Origin of the sequence: Sphingomonas asaccharolytica NBRC 15499, assembly GCF_001598355.1 — a bacterium.
GTDB lineage: Bacteria > Pseudomonadota > Alphaproteobacteria > Sphingomonadales > Sphingomonadaceae > Sphingomonas > Sphingomonas asaccharolytica.
In genome coordinates, this window is the sequence record NZ_BCYU01000061.1 from 12793 (window position 1) to 27725 (window position 14933).

Consider the following 14933-nt stretch of genomic DNA (forward strand, 5'->3'; position numbering starts at 1 on the left):
TGCCGTGAGTCCCCCGATCGGACGAAGGCCGTGCTCGCGCGCTTGACTCGGACAATCATCGGCGTCGTTATGCCATCGCAACATGGTTAACGACGAGGGGCGCGTGATGATCCGACTCCCTATTGCCGCCATCATTCTGGGCGCTGCACTGCTCGCGCCAGCCGCCACCGCGAGCGACTATGGCGATCGCGACGTCCAGACGACCTTGGTCAACGTCGCCGATCTCGATCTTTCGACCGGCTGGGGCATGGACCGGCTGATCAAACGGCTACGCGGCCGGATCGACGATATGTGCGGCTGGGATGAAGATTGCCGTGACGAGGCCTGGCTGAGCGCCGATTGGCAAGTGGCCCGCGCGGTGACCCGGGACCAATGGCGCCGCCGGATCGCGTTCGAGCGCGAGGCCGATCGGCGCTATTACCGGACGCGGCGTTTCGCACCGCCGCCCGCGCCACTGCCGCTGCCCATGGCCCAGCCGCTGCCCCGGATCGCCTACCTGCCGATCCCGGCCCCGCCCGCGCAGCTCGTGTCGAAGACGACCAAGATCACCACGACCACGACCAAGACGACGACCATCACGCTGACGTACCGGACGCCGCCCGCCACCTTCCGCCCGGCCTGGAAGCCGCGCTGCGCGTGCGTGGAGTAAGGAGGCCCGACTCTGCGAAAACCAATAATCAGTTGCTGCGGTCGAGCACCATTCCGAGTGTGCCATCGATCCAGGTGTCCTTGTCGGCAGTGATCGCTTGGACCGGCAAGGTGGGGGTTTGCGTGGCAAGGCCGGGAAGCTTCTTGATCGCGGTGCCGATCGCCAGGAATTCCACGAGGTGGCCGAACTCCGCGATATAGGTCTTCACGCCGACAACATCGGCCGCGCCAAGAGCATCAGCCTCGTTCTTCAATCGGCCAATCGCCAGTTCGCGCGCGTCGTGGATCAACGTCGTCAGATCGCTGATCTCGCCGCGCGTGAAGGCCTTGAATGCCGCCTTTAAGCCACCAACTGTTCCCAGCGAATAGATCGAGGCCGAAATCAACAGCTTCACGGGTGCGTAGCCCAACTGCGTCATCGCCCACAGCTCCTCGGCAGTGAGATCGCTGGTGACCGGACTATTGAGATACTCCGTCGGCAAGGCTGGATTGTGGGCGGCCGTGCCGGTCATCAGCATTTCATGAGTGCCGTGCCAGAACATGATCTGGGTACGAATACCCACCACTGAATTGGCGCGCGCCGCCTTGGCTTGAGCGACGATGCGATCAAGTGCGGCATGGCGGGTCTGGTTGAAGATATTGCTGTATTCGGCGATCTCGCCGCGAACCATGGTCTTCAGTGCGCCGGTCAAGCCGCCGCCAAAACCGGTCATGTAGGCAATGTTGCCGAATACATGGGCGAGTGGCTGGTACCCGGAATCGATGTTGCAATAGAGTTCCTGAGCGCTGCCGGCGCTGGTGAAAAAGGGCAGCGAACGCCCCTCGTCGAGCTCATGCAGGCTTGATCCGACAAAGAGGAATTCGGTGTTGCCAGCAAAGTCCTTAAGCTCGCCCGTCACCCCCGTTACCCCGGCGGCGCCCTCGCGCTTGGCTTCCGCGGTCATGCGCTCGAACGCCGCGAGCCGGCCTTCCTCGATCGATTGCGTGACTTGCGTAATCTCGCCGCCCGCCATGCCTTTGAAGCCGGCCGCCATCCCGCGCAAAAAGCCCATGGAATTAACGCTGTTGCCGACGACAAGCTCACCAGGCGCGTAGTTCTTGAGCGACATGCAGTAGATTTCGTTGCCCGAAAGTCCGGTAACTTTTGCCATTTTTCGAGCCCCCTCTATCCACCTCCACTGTCAAGTTCGGCAGGTCGGTGATGCGCGCGATATCAGCCTGCTCCTGAGTTAGTTCAGCGTCTACCCCGTCATAAATGGCGTCCCTGCTGCTGTCGGACGCCCCAAACCCAAAGCAAAATTCAGCGTGCGCACAAGATAAGCTTGCAGCATCAAGCGACCAGAAAGCTCAAATACAAAACGGGCCGGGGATTGTACCCGGCCCGGTTCCGTTTCCGGCTGATGCCGTGGCTTACTTCGCTTCGGCCTTGGCGGTCTTGCCGCCCTTCTTGCCGGGTTTCTTGGGTGCGGCCGGCGTGATCTCGAAGGACAAGGCATTGTCCTTCAGTTTCACCACCACTTCGCCGCCATGGACCAGCTTGCCGAACAGCAATTCCTCGGCGAGCGGCTGCTTGATCTTTTCCTGAATCAGGCGGCCCATCGGGCGGGCGCCGTAGAGCTTGTCATAGCCCTTGGTGGTCAGCCACTTCTTCGATTCGTCATCCAGGCTAATATGGACGTTGCGGTCCGCCAGCTGCAGTTCGAGCTGCAGGATGAACTTCTCGACGACGCGGGCGACGACCTCGGTGGGCAAGTAGCTGAACGGCACGATCGCATCGAGGCGGTTGCGGAATTCCGGCGTGAACATCTTCTGGACCGCCTGCTCATCCTCGCCCTCGCGGGTGAGGTTGCCGAAGCCCAATGTCTCGCGCGCCATGTCGGACGCACCGGCATTGGTGGTCATGATCAGGATGACGTTGCGGAAATCGACCGACTTGCCGTGCTGATCGGTGAGCCGTCCGTTGTCCATCACCTGCAACAGGATGTTGAACAAATCTGGATGCGCCTTCTCGATCTCGTCGAGCAGCAGCACGCAATGCGGCTGCTGGTCGACCGCATCGGTCAACAGACCGCCCTGGTCGAACCCGACATAGCCTGGAGGGGCGCCGATCAGCCGGCTGACCGAATGACGCTCCATATATTCGGACATGTCGAACCGCTGCAGCGGAATGCCCATGATCGAGGCGAGCTGACGCGCAACCTCGGTCTTGCCGACGCCGGTCGGGCCAGTGAACAGATAATTGCCGATCGGCTTTTCGGGATCGCGCAAGCCGGCGCGGCTCAGCTTGATCGCCGAGGAAAGCTTCTCGATCGCGTCATTCTGGCCGAACACGACGCGCTTCAGATCGGTGTCGAGCGTCGCAAGGGCGAGCGTATCGTCCTTCGACACCGATTTCGGCGGAATCCGCGCCATCGTCGCGATCACCGCCTCGATTTCGCGGGTGGTGATCGTCTTCTTGCGGCGGCTCGGCGGCACCAGCATTTGCATCGCGCCGACTTCGTCGATCACGTCGATCGCCTTGTCGGGCAGCTTGCGGTCGTTGATGTACCGCGCCGACAGCTCAACTGCCGCCTTGATCGCATCGGGCGTGTATTTGACCTGATGATGCTCCTCGAACGCCGAGCGTAAGCCCGCCAGGATCTTCACCGTGTCCTCGATCGTCGGCTCGTTGACGTCGATCTTCTGGAACCGGCGCAGCAACGCGCGATCCTTTTCGAAGTGGTTGCGGAATTCCTTGTAGGTGGTCGAGCCGATGCAACGGATCGTGCCGCCCGACAAAGCAGGCTTGAGCAGGTTCGACGCGTCCATCGCGCCGCCGCTGGTCGCGCCGGCGCCGATCACGGTGTGGATCTCGTCGATGAACAGGATCGCATCGGGCATTTTTTCGAGTTCGGTCACGACCTGCTTCAGCCGCTCCTCGAAATCGCCGCGATAGCGCGTGCCGGCGAGCAGCGCGCCCATGTCGAGCGAATAGATGACGGCGGGCTTGAGCACGTCGGGCACGTCGCCCTCGACGATCTTGCGCGCCAGGCCTTCGGCGATCGCGGTCTTGCCGACGCCGGGATCGCCGACATAGAGCGGGTTGTTCTTCGACCGGCGGCACAGGATCTGCACCGTACGGTCGACTTCCGCCATGCGGCCGATCAGCGGATCGACCTTGCCGTTCTTGGCCTTTTCGTTGAGGTCGACGGTGAATTGCTTGAGCGCGCTTTCGTTCTTGCCCTTGTCGCTCTTGGTCGACTTCTCTTCCTCGGCGCCCTTGGGAGTTGAGGCCTCGACCGGCGTGCCGCCCTTGCCGACGCCGTGCGAGATGAAGCTGACCGCGTCGAGACGGCTCATGTCCTGCTGTTGCAGGAAATAGACCGCATAGGATTCGCGCTCGCTGAACAGAGCGACCAGCACGTTGGCGCCGGTCACTTCGTCGCGGCCCGAAGACTGGACGTGGAGGATCGCGCGCTGGACGACGCGCTGGAACCCGCTGGTCGGCGACGGATCGGTCGCCTTGTCGACCTTGAGCGCATCGAGTTCGGTGTCGAGATATTGCGCGACGGTCATCTTGAGCTCGTCGAGATCGACGCCGCACGATGCCATCACCTTGGAGGCATGTTCGTCATCGACCAGCGCAAGCAGCAAATGCTCAAGCGTCGCATATTCGTGGCGGCGCGACGAAGCGGCTTCGAGCGCCTTGTGAAGGGTGGTTTCGAGCGCGGAGGCGAAACTCGGCATTAGACTATTACTCCTGACGGGCCGCATGGACGCACGGCCCTTTTCCCTAATGTCGGGATGGGAGGGCCTCGCATCAAGCGCTGGCCGATATCCGCATCGTCATGTCGGCTTGACGCCGGCGCGAAGATGCGATTCGCGCTCATCGCTTGAATAGCGAGTCAGCGCTTGCGCGATGGTTAACGGCGCGTTGCATATGTTTTTTGACGCGTGAAATTTCGCCTTCGAGCAGAGCGATCCGCTCCTCTAGCTCGGCCACCGACAGTGGATCGAGGTCCTGTTTGACCAGGAGCGCGATCGCGTCGCCGGGGCGTGGAAGATTCTCTTCGGAATCCATGATCGTGATGCTCGCGCGGATGGCGGGCCGTGTCAATGCGGGCGACGGGTGGATTGTGGTCACCCGGGGCTTGATCGTTTCGACTTTCTGGGTTGTGTCGTCCGCCGTCTCAAAAAGATCATTTGTGTGTGGATGGCTTCGGGGGAAATACCCACCGAGATCCGTTCGGCCCCTCAGGCAACAGGTCCGCGCACTGAGGAACGTCATTGAAATTGCTTCGTATGCCGACGAAGTCGGACGAGCCATTGATCGTTGCCCAGAAACCTAATTTGGCGTCGAAAGTGGACAGTCCGACACCAAAAAGGGCATCCACGATCTGGCTGCATAATCCGGCATAGTCGTTGTCGGTGCGCAGCTGGGGTTTCGATTTATCGAAGGTATCCGAAAGACCCGCGGCACTCTCGGTTCTTGCTGGATCGCTCATCCTGAGGAATTGGGTGTACCATGCGTGATCGGACAAGAACTGTGACAGCGTCTTGCCCTGCGCGAGAGGAAAGTTGAGGATTTGCTGTGTCGACACCCGCTTGCTGATCGACGCCGCTATTTTGTTTTGGAAGTAGTCGGAAGTCACACCGGAGGCTTTGTCCGGTTGGGTGGGTTGGCCAGCGGGATCGGAGTTCGATCTTTGACATGCCAATGCCGGATCGAAAATCGAATAGCGCGGACAGCTCAGCCGCAGCCAATAGACTCTTTTCGTCACCGGCCCCGGTTTGCCGGTATCCGCGCCGCCGGCGACGTCCCTGTCCTTGGTGGCGTCGGTTTTGACATAGGCCGGAATGTCGACCTCGACCAGGAAGCCGGCGCCCTCGTACCATTCGCTTAGTTGCCTGCCTGAAATTTGCCGCTCATCCTTCACCTTCGACCAGATGTCGCTCAGCGCGTTGTCGACGGCGGTCGACGCCTGGTTTAGCGGCTCGCGGTTGAGGACCGTCACCAACGAGCCGCCCGGCGTGACGATCGCGGAAATCGATCGTAACGTGCCGAGGATCACGCTGGTGGTGCGCACTTCGACATCGTCCGCGGACTTTGCCGATACCGTGATCGTCGCGCTGGTCGAGGGTCCGACCCGGAAATAAGGCTGCGACTGATCGTCGTTGACCACGTCGGTCGTCCAGCTTTGGCCCTTGCCCACCTTGCCCTGATAGCCGAACGCCACGAGTGGAATGGTGACGGTCTGATCCGGATCGTGCATGTCGATTCGAATGGAGCTGATGAAGCTCTGGTCGCGTCCGACCAACAGCCTGAGGATTGCGGGCTTGTCTTCGCGCCCATACCAGCGAACCGCAATCGTGTTGTCGACGCGCTCCAATGTCCAATGGGCATAGAGATCGGTAAGCGCCCGATACGAACCATTATTGGTATTAGCGCTCCAGCAATTCACGATGCCGATCATCGCCGTGCCGTTTCTGCTGTCGACATCGGGCTTGTCGGAACATTTGCCGTTGACCACCTGCTTGTTGACTTCTGCCGGGGCGTCGTCCGAACCGGTCGGCGCACCCCGCGCCCAAGCATTTGATGGCACGCAAGCAAGGAAGATGGACGCGGTCAGAGCCGCGCCCGCGGCTCGCAATGTCATGGCCATTTCAATCCCCCCGAATTGAAAAAGATCTGTTCCCGGCGCTCGCCGAACGATCGGTTCAAGACCGCGACTCGCCGCCTGTGCGACGAAACCTCGCAGAACGGCGAGGCGTGTCCATCTCGATCGTGTCCATTTCTGTTCTATCGCAGCGGTTGACGCTTGGCGCAGCGAGCCGATAGGCGTGGCGGTCGGCATAGCGAGGGCTCGAGAATGGTTTCACTTCCCACGCACATGAAGGCGATCGATCCGGACCAGCCGGGCGGGCCCGAGGTGCTGCGGATCGTCGAGCGCCCCATACCGACACCCGGCGAGGGCGAGGTATTGATCCGCGTCGCCGCCGCCGGGATCAATCGCCCCGAAGTACTGCAACGGATGGGTGCCTATCCGCCGCCGCCGGGCGCGCCGTCCATCCCCGGCCTGGAAGTCGCCGGCACGATCGTCGCGATCGGCGGCGGCGTGGAGCGTGACCTGGTCGGCCAGCCGGTTTGCGCGCTCATCGCCGGGGGCGGTTATGCGCAATATGCGGTCGCGCCTTATGGCCAATGCCTGCCGGTGCCCGAAGCGCTGACCATGATCGAAGCGGCGGCGATGCCCGAGACGCTGTTCACCGTGTGGACCAATCTGTTCGAGCGCGGCTACGCGGCCGAAGGTGACACCGTCCTGGTCCATGGCGGCACCAGCGGCATCGGCACGATGGCGATCCGATTGTGCAATCTGTTCGGCGTGGAGGTGATCGTCACCGCCGGATCCGATGAGAAATGCGCGGCGGCCAAGGCGGTCGGCGCCGACCATGCGATCAACTACAAAACCGAGGATTTCGTCGAGCGGGTGAAGGCGACTACCGGCGGCAAGGGGGTCGCGGTGGTGCTTGACATGGTCGGCGGCGACTATGTCCCGCGCAACATGCAATGCCTGGGCGATGACGGCCGCCACGTCTCGATCGCGGTGCAGGGCGGCGGGCAGGCGACGATCCCGATCTTCGAGATCATGCGCCGCCGGCTGACGCTGACCGGATCGACGCTGCGCCCGCGTTCGGTCGCGTTCAAGACCGCGGTTGCCGACGAGCTTGCCCGCACGGTATGGCCACATGTCGAGGCGGGCGAGTTGAAGCCGGTGATCGACACGGTGTTCGCCTTCGATCAGGCGCCCGACGCGCACCGGCTGATGGAATCGGGCAATCACGTCGGCAAGATCGTGCTGGAGATCGAGTAGCGGGTGGCTGCCATAAGCCGGCTTGATCAACGGTCGAAGGAAATTGGTTGGACGGACGATCAGCCCTGCGCTTTTGCTCGCGCCGCATCTGAAAGGGGAGTTCGATGGCCAATCTGATCCTGCACGAATATTCGGCGTCCGGCAATTGCTACAAAATCCGGCTGACCGCGGCGCATCTTGGGCTCAAGCTCGACCGGCGCGAATATGACATCATGAAGGGCGAAACGCGCTCGGACGCGTTCCTGACCGGGGTCAATGCCAATGGCCGCATCCCGGTGCTCCAGGTCGGCGACGACTTCCTGCCCGAAAGCAGTGCGGCCTGCTTCTACCTCGCCGACGGCTCGGCGTTGATCCCAGTCGACCGCTTCGACCGCGCCGACATGCTGCGCTGGATGTTCTGGGAACAATATAATCACGAGCCCAACGTCGCGACGCTCCGATTCTGGATGACCCTGATCGGGGAAGACAATTTGACCGAGTTCCAGCGCACCCAATTACCGGTCAAGCGCGCCGCGGGGGATGCCGCACTGACCCTGATGGACGAGCATCTGGCGCAGACGCCTTTCCTTGCCGGCGGGCGCTTCAGCCTCGCCGACATCGCGCTCTATGCCTATACCCATGTCTGCGAAGAGGGCGGCTTCGAGCTTCATCGCTATCCGGCGGTCCAGGCCTGGATCGAACGGGTCGCCGCATTGCCGGGACATATCGCCATCACGGACTGATTATTCAGCACATTTCAAGTTGCTGCGATTCTGTTTGTAACAAAACTTCGTCATAGGCCAGCCAACGTCATCCGTCGGGGCTCGTGACGCATGAATGAAATGACGAAATTGTTACAGGGCGGCAGTATCGCCGACCTGTCGGACTTCGCGAATTCGAAGCCCGCTATTCCGGAACGGGCGACGCATAGCCGTCGCCAATACCGGACCATCTGGATCAGCGACATCCATTTGGGGACCAAGGGTTGCAATGCCGAAATGTTGATCGACTTTCTCGATCATGTCGACAGCGAGAAAATGTATCTGGTCGGCGACATAATCGACGGCTGGCGGCTCAAGAAGAAATTCTACTGGCCGGCTGCGCATAACGACGTGGTGTGGCGATTGCTCAAGCGCGCCAAGCGCGGCGCCGAGGTGGTCTATATCCCCGGCAACCATGACGAAGTCGTGCGCCAGTTCTGCGGACTCGATTTCGGCGGCGTCGCGATTCGCCGCAACGCGATCCATGAAACCGCCGACGGGCGTCGGTTGTTGGTGCTGCATGGCGACGAATTCGACGCGATCACACTCTCCCACCGCTGGCTCGCGCATGTCGGCGACGCGGCGTACGAGGCGATGATGGCGCTCAACCGGCTGGTCAATCGCTGGCGGCGTTTCTGGAACATGCCCTATTGGTCATTGTCGAAGCACGCCAAGGCCAAGGTCAAGAACGCGGTCGAGTTCATCTCGAATTACGAAGACGTCGTTGCCCAGGCCGCCGCCCATCGCGGAGTCGACGGCGTGGTATGCGGCCACATCCACACAGCGGAATATCGTGAAATCCACGGCGTTCAGTATTATAACGACGGCGATTGGGTCGAAGGCTGCACCGCATTGGTCGAGCATTTCGATGGTCGGATGGAGGTGTTGCACTGGGCCGACGAGATCGAAGGAAGACAGGGGGCAACCCCCTGCTTGACGCTAGCGGCGGCCTGACGAACGTGCGGATCGCGATCGTTACCGATGCCTGGAGCCCACAGGTCAACGGCGTCGTGCGCACGTTGCAGTCGGTGCGTGACGAACTGGTGCGCCAGGGTCATGACGTGATGATCGTCTCGCCCGATCTCTTCTATTCGATGCCATGCCCGACCTATCCGGAGATCCGGCTGGCCTTCGCCTCGACCGGCTCGGTTGGCCGCATGCTCGAGGAGTTCAGTCCGCAGGCGATCCATCTCGCGACCGAGGGGCCGGTCTGCCTCGCCGCGCGGCGCTGGTGCCTGGCGCGCGATTTCCCCTTCACCACCGCCTATCACACCCAATTCCCCGATTATGTCGCGGCGCGCACCGGGGTGAATCCGGAATGGGTGTGGCGCTATATCCGTTGGTTCCACTCGCCCGCGCAGTCGATCCTCGCCTCGACGGCGTCGATCGCGGATACGCTCAAGGCGCATGGTCTAACCCAGATCCGCCACTGGGGCCGCGGCGTCGACTTGTCGACGTTCGGCGATCCGGTGCCTGATCCCGCGATCCGCGCGCTGGCGCAGGACGGCAGGGGGCCGGTCCAGCTCTATGTCGGCCGCGTCGCGATCGAGAAGAATATCGAGGCGTTCCTGACCGCGTGTCACCCGGGGTCGAAAGTGATCGTCGGCGACGGTCCGGCGCTCGCCTCGCTCAAGGCCAAATATCCCGACGCGCATTTCCTCGGACCCAAGTTCGGCGCCGACCTCGCCGCCGCTTATGCCGCGGCCGATGTCTTCGTCTTCCCCAGCAAGACCGACACGTTCGGGCTGGTGATGATCGAGGCGCTCGCCTGCGGCACGCCGGTGGCCGGTTATCCGGTGACGGGTCCGATCGACGTGCTGACGCCAGAGACCGGGGCGATGCACGACGATCTCGACCAGGCGATCGCCGAGGCGCTGACGCTGGATCGCGCCGCGTGCCGCGCTTATGGCCAGGGCTTCACCTGGGCCAAGAGCGCGTATCAGTTCCTCCATGCGCTGGTGCCGGTCGGCGGGGACGAGGCGCTGGCGGCGTAACGCTTGCCCCCCGCGGCCAATCGGATTAAGTCCGTTGCAACGACAGGCCGCTCCGCGAGGGGCGGCCCTATTTATTTCTGACGGAGATTTTCGTGGCTCAGCCGCTCATGCCCCATGCGACCGCTTCCTGGCTGGTCGACAATACCTCGCTCAGCTTCGAGCAGATCGCCGAATTCTGCGGCCTGCACATCCTGGAGATCCAGGCGATCGCCGACGACACCGCCGCGACCAAGCTGACCGGCCGCGATCCGGTGCGCGCGCATGAGCTGACCCAGGACGAGATCGACAAGGGCCAGAAGGACCCGAACTACGTCCTCAAGATGTCGAAGGGTCCCGACCAGATCCGCCGCACCAAGGGCCCGCGCTACACCCCGGTGTCGAAGCGCCAGGACAAGCCCGACGGCATCGCCTGGATCATCCGCAACCACCCGGAAATCTCCGATGGCCAGATCTCCAATCTGATCGGCACCACGCGCACGACGATCGCGGCGATCCGCGACCGCACGCATTGGAACATCGCCAACATTACTCCCAAGGATCCGGTGACCCTCGGCCTCACCACGCAGCGCGAGCTCGACGCCGCGGTGACCAAGGCGGCCAAGGCGCACGGTATCGAAGCGCCCGTCGACACCCGACTCGAGGGCGACCGTGAGGCGCTGATCGAACAGCTCCGCGCCGAGCGCGACCAGGCCGCGCGCGATGCCGAAGCGGCGGCGACCGCGGGTGAGGGCGAGGCAGCGCCGGTGGTGCATACGGCGGAGACGCTGTTCAAGCATTGATGCGGCCAGATCGGCCTCAATATTGGAGATGCAAGAGAGAGCATCGGCTTTCTAGCCAATGCTCTCTCATCTTCAGTCGGTCCCGAAAATGTCGCAATCGCGTAGTATATGACCCGTTCGCCTTGGTCGATGCTGGCTGCGTTGGTCCAGATCGGACCTTCGTGGCCCAAAATGTTACCAAAGCCATGCCAAGTCATCTTGGCAATCGTTTGTGAAATGCTACGCTCTCCCTAGTTCGGTAAATAAAAATGGGGAGTGACGCGTGCCGACCAATCAAGCCGCAGAGCCGCTGGACATCAGTGCTCCGACCACGATCACAGGCCCTTACGACTATGCCCAGATCGGCCAGAAAATGTCGGCGGCCGGGGACGTCAACGGCGATGGGATCGACGATTTTCTGTTCACGGCTGCTTTAGGCGATGCGACGAATGCATCCCGTGGCGGCACCTATGTCATTTACGGGAAAATCGGCGGCATCGGTCCCATCGATCTCAACCACCTGACGGCGAGCCAGGGCTATCTCATTCTCGCTCCGGCGGATCTGCAGGGTGGGCCGGACATGACCGCAACGGCCGCCGGCGATCTCAACCACGATGGATATGATGATATCCTGATCGGCGCGCAATATACCCGCGGTTACGACGTCCTGAATGGGCGAGCCTACATCGTCTACGGCGCCGCCACATCGGGCAATCTCGATCTCGGCAATCTGGCGCCGACCCAAGGCTCCACCCTATCCAACAGCATGGCCATGTATCGGGGGCAGTTGGGATCGTCGGTCTCTGGGTTGGGTGACGTCAATGGCGATGGATATGACGACATCCTGGTTGGCGCGGCGACGCAAACTGTCGGTGGCGTGCAGACCGGTGCCGCATATCTCATTTATGGTACGGCGAACGGGATCGGAAGTCTCAACGTAACTTCGATGTCGGCGAGCCAGGGGGCAGTCTTCAGCGGCACGCAGAACGGCGGTTATGCCGGCTGGTCGTCCGCCGCCTTGGGCGACATCAACGGCGACGGCTATAATGATTTCGCCATCGGCGCGTTGGCCGAGAATAACGGTGCCGGCAACGTTTACGTGTACTTTGGACATGCTGGCACCTTCGCGTCCCAGACGTTGGGAAGCGCGCCAACCAGCCAGGGATTCGTGATTACCGGCACCGGCAGCGATTATACCGGCAATTCGATTGCGGGCCTCGGCGATATCAATGGCGACGGCTATGCCGACATGGCGGTGACCACGAACAATGGCGATTATGTCCTGTTTGGAAAGGCGTCGGGATTCGGTCCGGTCAATCTTGCCGCGCTGACACCCGATCAGGGCGTTAAGATCACCTTTGTCTACACTGGCGGCAACGAGAAGTTTATTGCCGGCGCGGGCGACCTGAACGGCGACGGGTTCGACGACATCCTGGTTAGCGGAATCCAGCAGAATGGCAGCGGTATCGTCTACATCGTTCCAGGGTCGGCGACCTTCGGACCGGTGAACCTCGCCACCTATGGCGGGGTATCGGTACAAAGCGGCGAGACCGGTACCAATGGCAGCGATGATTTGTTCTATCGCGCCATCGCCGGTCTCGGCGACATCAATGGCGACGGCTTGGCGGATTTTGGTTCAGGCGCGCGCGCGGCGGCGGGCGGCGGCTATTACGACGGCAAGGTCTACACTTATTACGGTCTCGAAGCGACCTCGCCTGTCACGCGAACCGGCACGATCGCCAGCCAGTCGCTCGTCGGCGGCACCGGCGACGACACGCTCTATGGCGTGGGTGGGAACGACAAATTGTACGGCCATGCTGGCACGGATCAGCTTGATGGCGGGGACGGCAACGATCGTCTCGACGGCGGGTCGGGCGCCGACCATATGGTGGGCGGCAAAGGGGACGACACATACGTCGTCGACGATCCCGGCGATCAGGTGATCGAGAACCCCAACGAAGGAAACGACACCGTCGAGTCCTCGATCACCTATGCTCTCCCCGACAATGTCGAGAACCTGACGCTCACCGGAACGGCAGCGATCGACGGTACCGGCAATGCGCTCGACAACGTCATCAACGGCAACGCGGCGGACAACACCCTGAACGGCGGCGCGGGCAACGATACGATCGATGGCGGCGCGGGCAACGACACGATCATCGGTGGCGCCGGACGCGACATCATCCACGGCGGTGCGGGGTTCGACATCATCCAGATCGGCGACGGCGATGCTGTCGCGGGCGAGACCTATGATGCGGGCATCGATGGCGGACGGCTGTTGATCACCGCCTCGTCTCAGGTCGATCTGTCCACCTCGACCGTTACCGGCTTCAGCGAGCTGTCGGGCGGCAGCGTCAAAATGACGGGCGCGCAGTTCGTGCAGTTGGGCGCATTGACCGGGACGACGGTGACGCTCACCGATGGCGGGACGATCACCGGGCACGTCCTCGCCACCCCGCTGTACAACAACATCATCAATCTGGCGCCGGTCGATACCATGTTCAACGCGGTCTACGCGCTGGGCCTGCCGGGTGATGGCGGGCTCACGATCAACGGCAATATCGGTAACGATACGATCTACGGCACCGATCTCAACGACACCGTGACCGGCGGCGACGGCAACGACACGCTGTATGGCGGGGGCGGGTTCGACACGCTGGTCGGCGGCAAGGGCAATGACGTGCTCGACGGCGGCGCGAACGTCGACGACATGACCGGCGGGCTCGGCGACGACACCTATTATGTCGATAACGCCAACGATGCCGTCCACGAAAATGCCGGCGAAGGCTATGATACCGAAATCGGCTCGGTCGGGTTCGTTCTGGCCGACAATGTCGAGCGCGGAATCCTGTCGGGGTCGAGCGGCGTGACGCTCTTCGGCAATGCTGGCGACAATGTGCTGATCGGCAACGATGGCGTGAACACGCTGTACGGGCTGGGCGGCAACGATCGTCTCGACGGTGGGGCCGGGGCAGACACGCTGATCGGCGGTCTGGGCGACGATACCTATGTCTGGGACGGCACGGATACGATCGTGGAGAAGCCCGGCGAGGGCAACGATACGGTCGAAAGTGCGATCACGACGTCGCTGAGCTCGTTCGCCAATATCGAAAACCTGACCTTGACCGGGACGGCCGCGATCAATGGTACGGGTGATGCCAACGCCAACGTGATCCGTGGCAATGCTGCCGCTAATACGCTGGATGGCGGTGGCGGTGCCGACACGCTGTACGGTGGGGCGGGTGACGATACGTATATCGTCAACAACACGGGCGTTCAGGTGATCGAGAATGCCAATGAAGGCACCGATACGGTTCGCTCATCGGTGAGCTTCACGCTCGGCGCGAATGTCGAGAATCTGGTGCTGACGGGCACGGCCAATATCAACGGCTACGGCAATGCCGGCCAGAACACGATTACCGGCAATGCCGGCAGCAACGTGCTGGATGGCGGCGGTGGTGGCGACACGCTGAAGGGCGGTGCGGGCAACGACGTCTATTACGTCCGCAATGCCGGCGACGTGATCGTCGAGGGAACGGGCGAAGGAACCAGCGACACCGCGTTGGCATCGGTCAGCTACACGCTGGGCGCCGATGCGCAGGTCGAGCGGCTTGCCGCGGCCGATGCCAATCTGACGACGGCGATCAACCTGACGGGCAATGCGTATTCGCACCTGATCCAGGGCAATGCCGGCATGAACGTGCTGACCGGCGGCACCGGCAATGACAACCTGTACGGCTATGGCGGTGACGACCGGCTCTATGGCGGAGCAGGGACCGACACGCTGTATGGCGGCACCGGCAACGACACCTATGTGATCGACGGCCTTGGCGATACGATCGTCGAGAATGCCGGGGAAGGCACCGATACGGTCGAGGTATCGATCAGCTTCGACCTGTCGACAGTGGCCAATGTCGAGAATCTGACGCTGACCGGCAATGC

The 14933-nt window shown here is 62.1% G+C and carries 11 protein-coding genes; 7 read left to right on the forward strand and 4 right to left on the reverse strand.

From position 1 onward, the window contains the following. Positions 1-106: 106 nt before the first annotated feature. Entirely contained in the window at positions 107-649 is a 543-nt protein-coding gene (locus SAS01S_RS15675) for a UrcA family protein (protein WP_169804974.1), read from the forward strand. 28 nt (positions 650-677) lie between these two features. On the opposite strand, the gene SAS01S_RS15680 is transcribed toward SAS01S_RS15675, so the two are convergent. The 4 genes from SAS01S_RS15680 to SAS01S_RS15695 all read right to left on the reverse strand — a co-directional run bounded on the left by SAS01S_RS15680 (position 678) and on the right by SAS01S_RS15695 (position 6290). Continuing rightward, positions 678-1799 carry a heavy metal-binding domain-containing protein gene (locus SAS01S_RS15680; RefSeq protein WP_066810489.1) on the reverse strand — a complete coding sequence of 374 codons (1122 nt, stop codon included), beginning with the start codon at positions 1797-1799 and terminating at the stop codon, positions 678-680. 259 nt (positions 1800-2058) lie between these two features. Further along, the gene (clpA, locus tag SAS01S_RS15685; RefSeq protein WP_066810490.1) at positions 2059-4374 is read right to left on the reverse strand and encodes an ATP-dependent Clp protease ATP-binding subunit ClpA; all 2316 of its coding nucleotides are present in this window, start codon (positions 4372-4374) and stop codon (positions 2059-2061) included. Positions 4375-4513: 139 nt separating this feature from the next. Continuing rightward, a complete protein-coding gene (locus SAS01S_RS15690) occupies positions 4514-4708 on the reverse strand; it encodes a DUF1192 domain-containing protein (RefSeq protein ID WP_066810492.1) in 195 nt (64 codons plus the stop codon). A gap of 118 nt (positions 4709-4826) precedes the next feature. Continuing rightward, entirely contained in the window at positions 4827-6290 is a 1464-nt protein-coding gene (locus SAS01S_RS15695) for a hypothetical protein (RefSeq protein ID WP_066810494.1), read from the reverse strand. A gap of 207 nt (positions 6291-6497) precedes the next feature. On the opposite strand from SAS01S_RS15695, the gene SAS01S_RS15700 reads away from it, so the two are divergent. The 6 genes from SAS01S_RS15700 to SAS01S_RS15725 all read left to right on the forward strand — a co-directional run. Then, positions 6498-7499: an NAD(P)H-quinone oxidoreductase gene (locus SAS01S_RS15700; protein ID WP_174544978.1), complete on the forward strand. Its 1002-nt coding sequence runs from the start codon at positions 6498-6500 to the stop codon at positions 7497-7499. Between the two features lie 104 nt (positions 7500-7603). After that, entirely contained in the window at positions 7604-8221 is a 618-nt protein-coding gene (locus SAS01S_RS15705) for a glutathione S-transferase family protein (protein WP_066810498.1), read from the forward strand. A 90-nt stretch (positions 8222-8311) separates the two neighbouring features. Beyond that, positions 8312-9193 carry a UDP-2,3-diacylglucosamine diphosphatase gene (locus SAS01S_RS15710; RefSeq protein ID WP_066810500.1) on the forward strand — a complete coding sequence of 294 codons (882 nt, stop codon included), beginning with the start codon at positions 8312-8314 and terminating at the stop codon, positions 9191-9193. A gap of 5 nt (positions 9194-9198) precedes the next feature. Then, entirely contained in the window at positions 9199-10233 is a 1035-nt protein-coding gene (locus tag SAS01S_RS15715; protein ID WP_066810502.1) for a glycosyltransferase family 4 protein, read from the forward strand. A gap of 92 nt (positions 10234-10325) precedes the next feature. Next, on the forward strand, positions 10326-11012 hold the full coding sequence (locus SAS01S_RS15720; RefSeq protein WP_066810504.1) for a DUF1013 domain-containing protein: 687 nt from the start codon (positions 10326-10328) through the stop codon (positions 11010-11012). A gap of 262 nt (positions 11013-11274) precedes the next feature. After that, the coding region (locus SAS01S_RS15725) for a beta strand repeat-containing protein (protein WP_174544979.1) at positions 11275-14933 on the forward strand (3659 nt) is incomplete at its 3' end.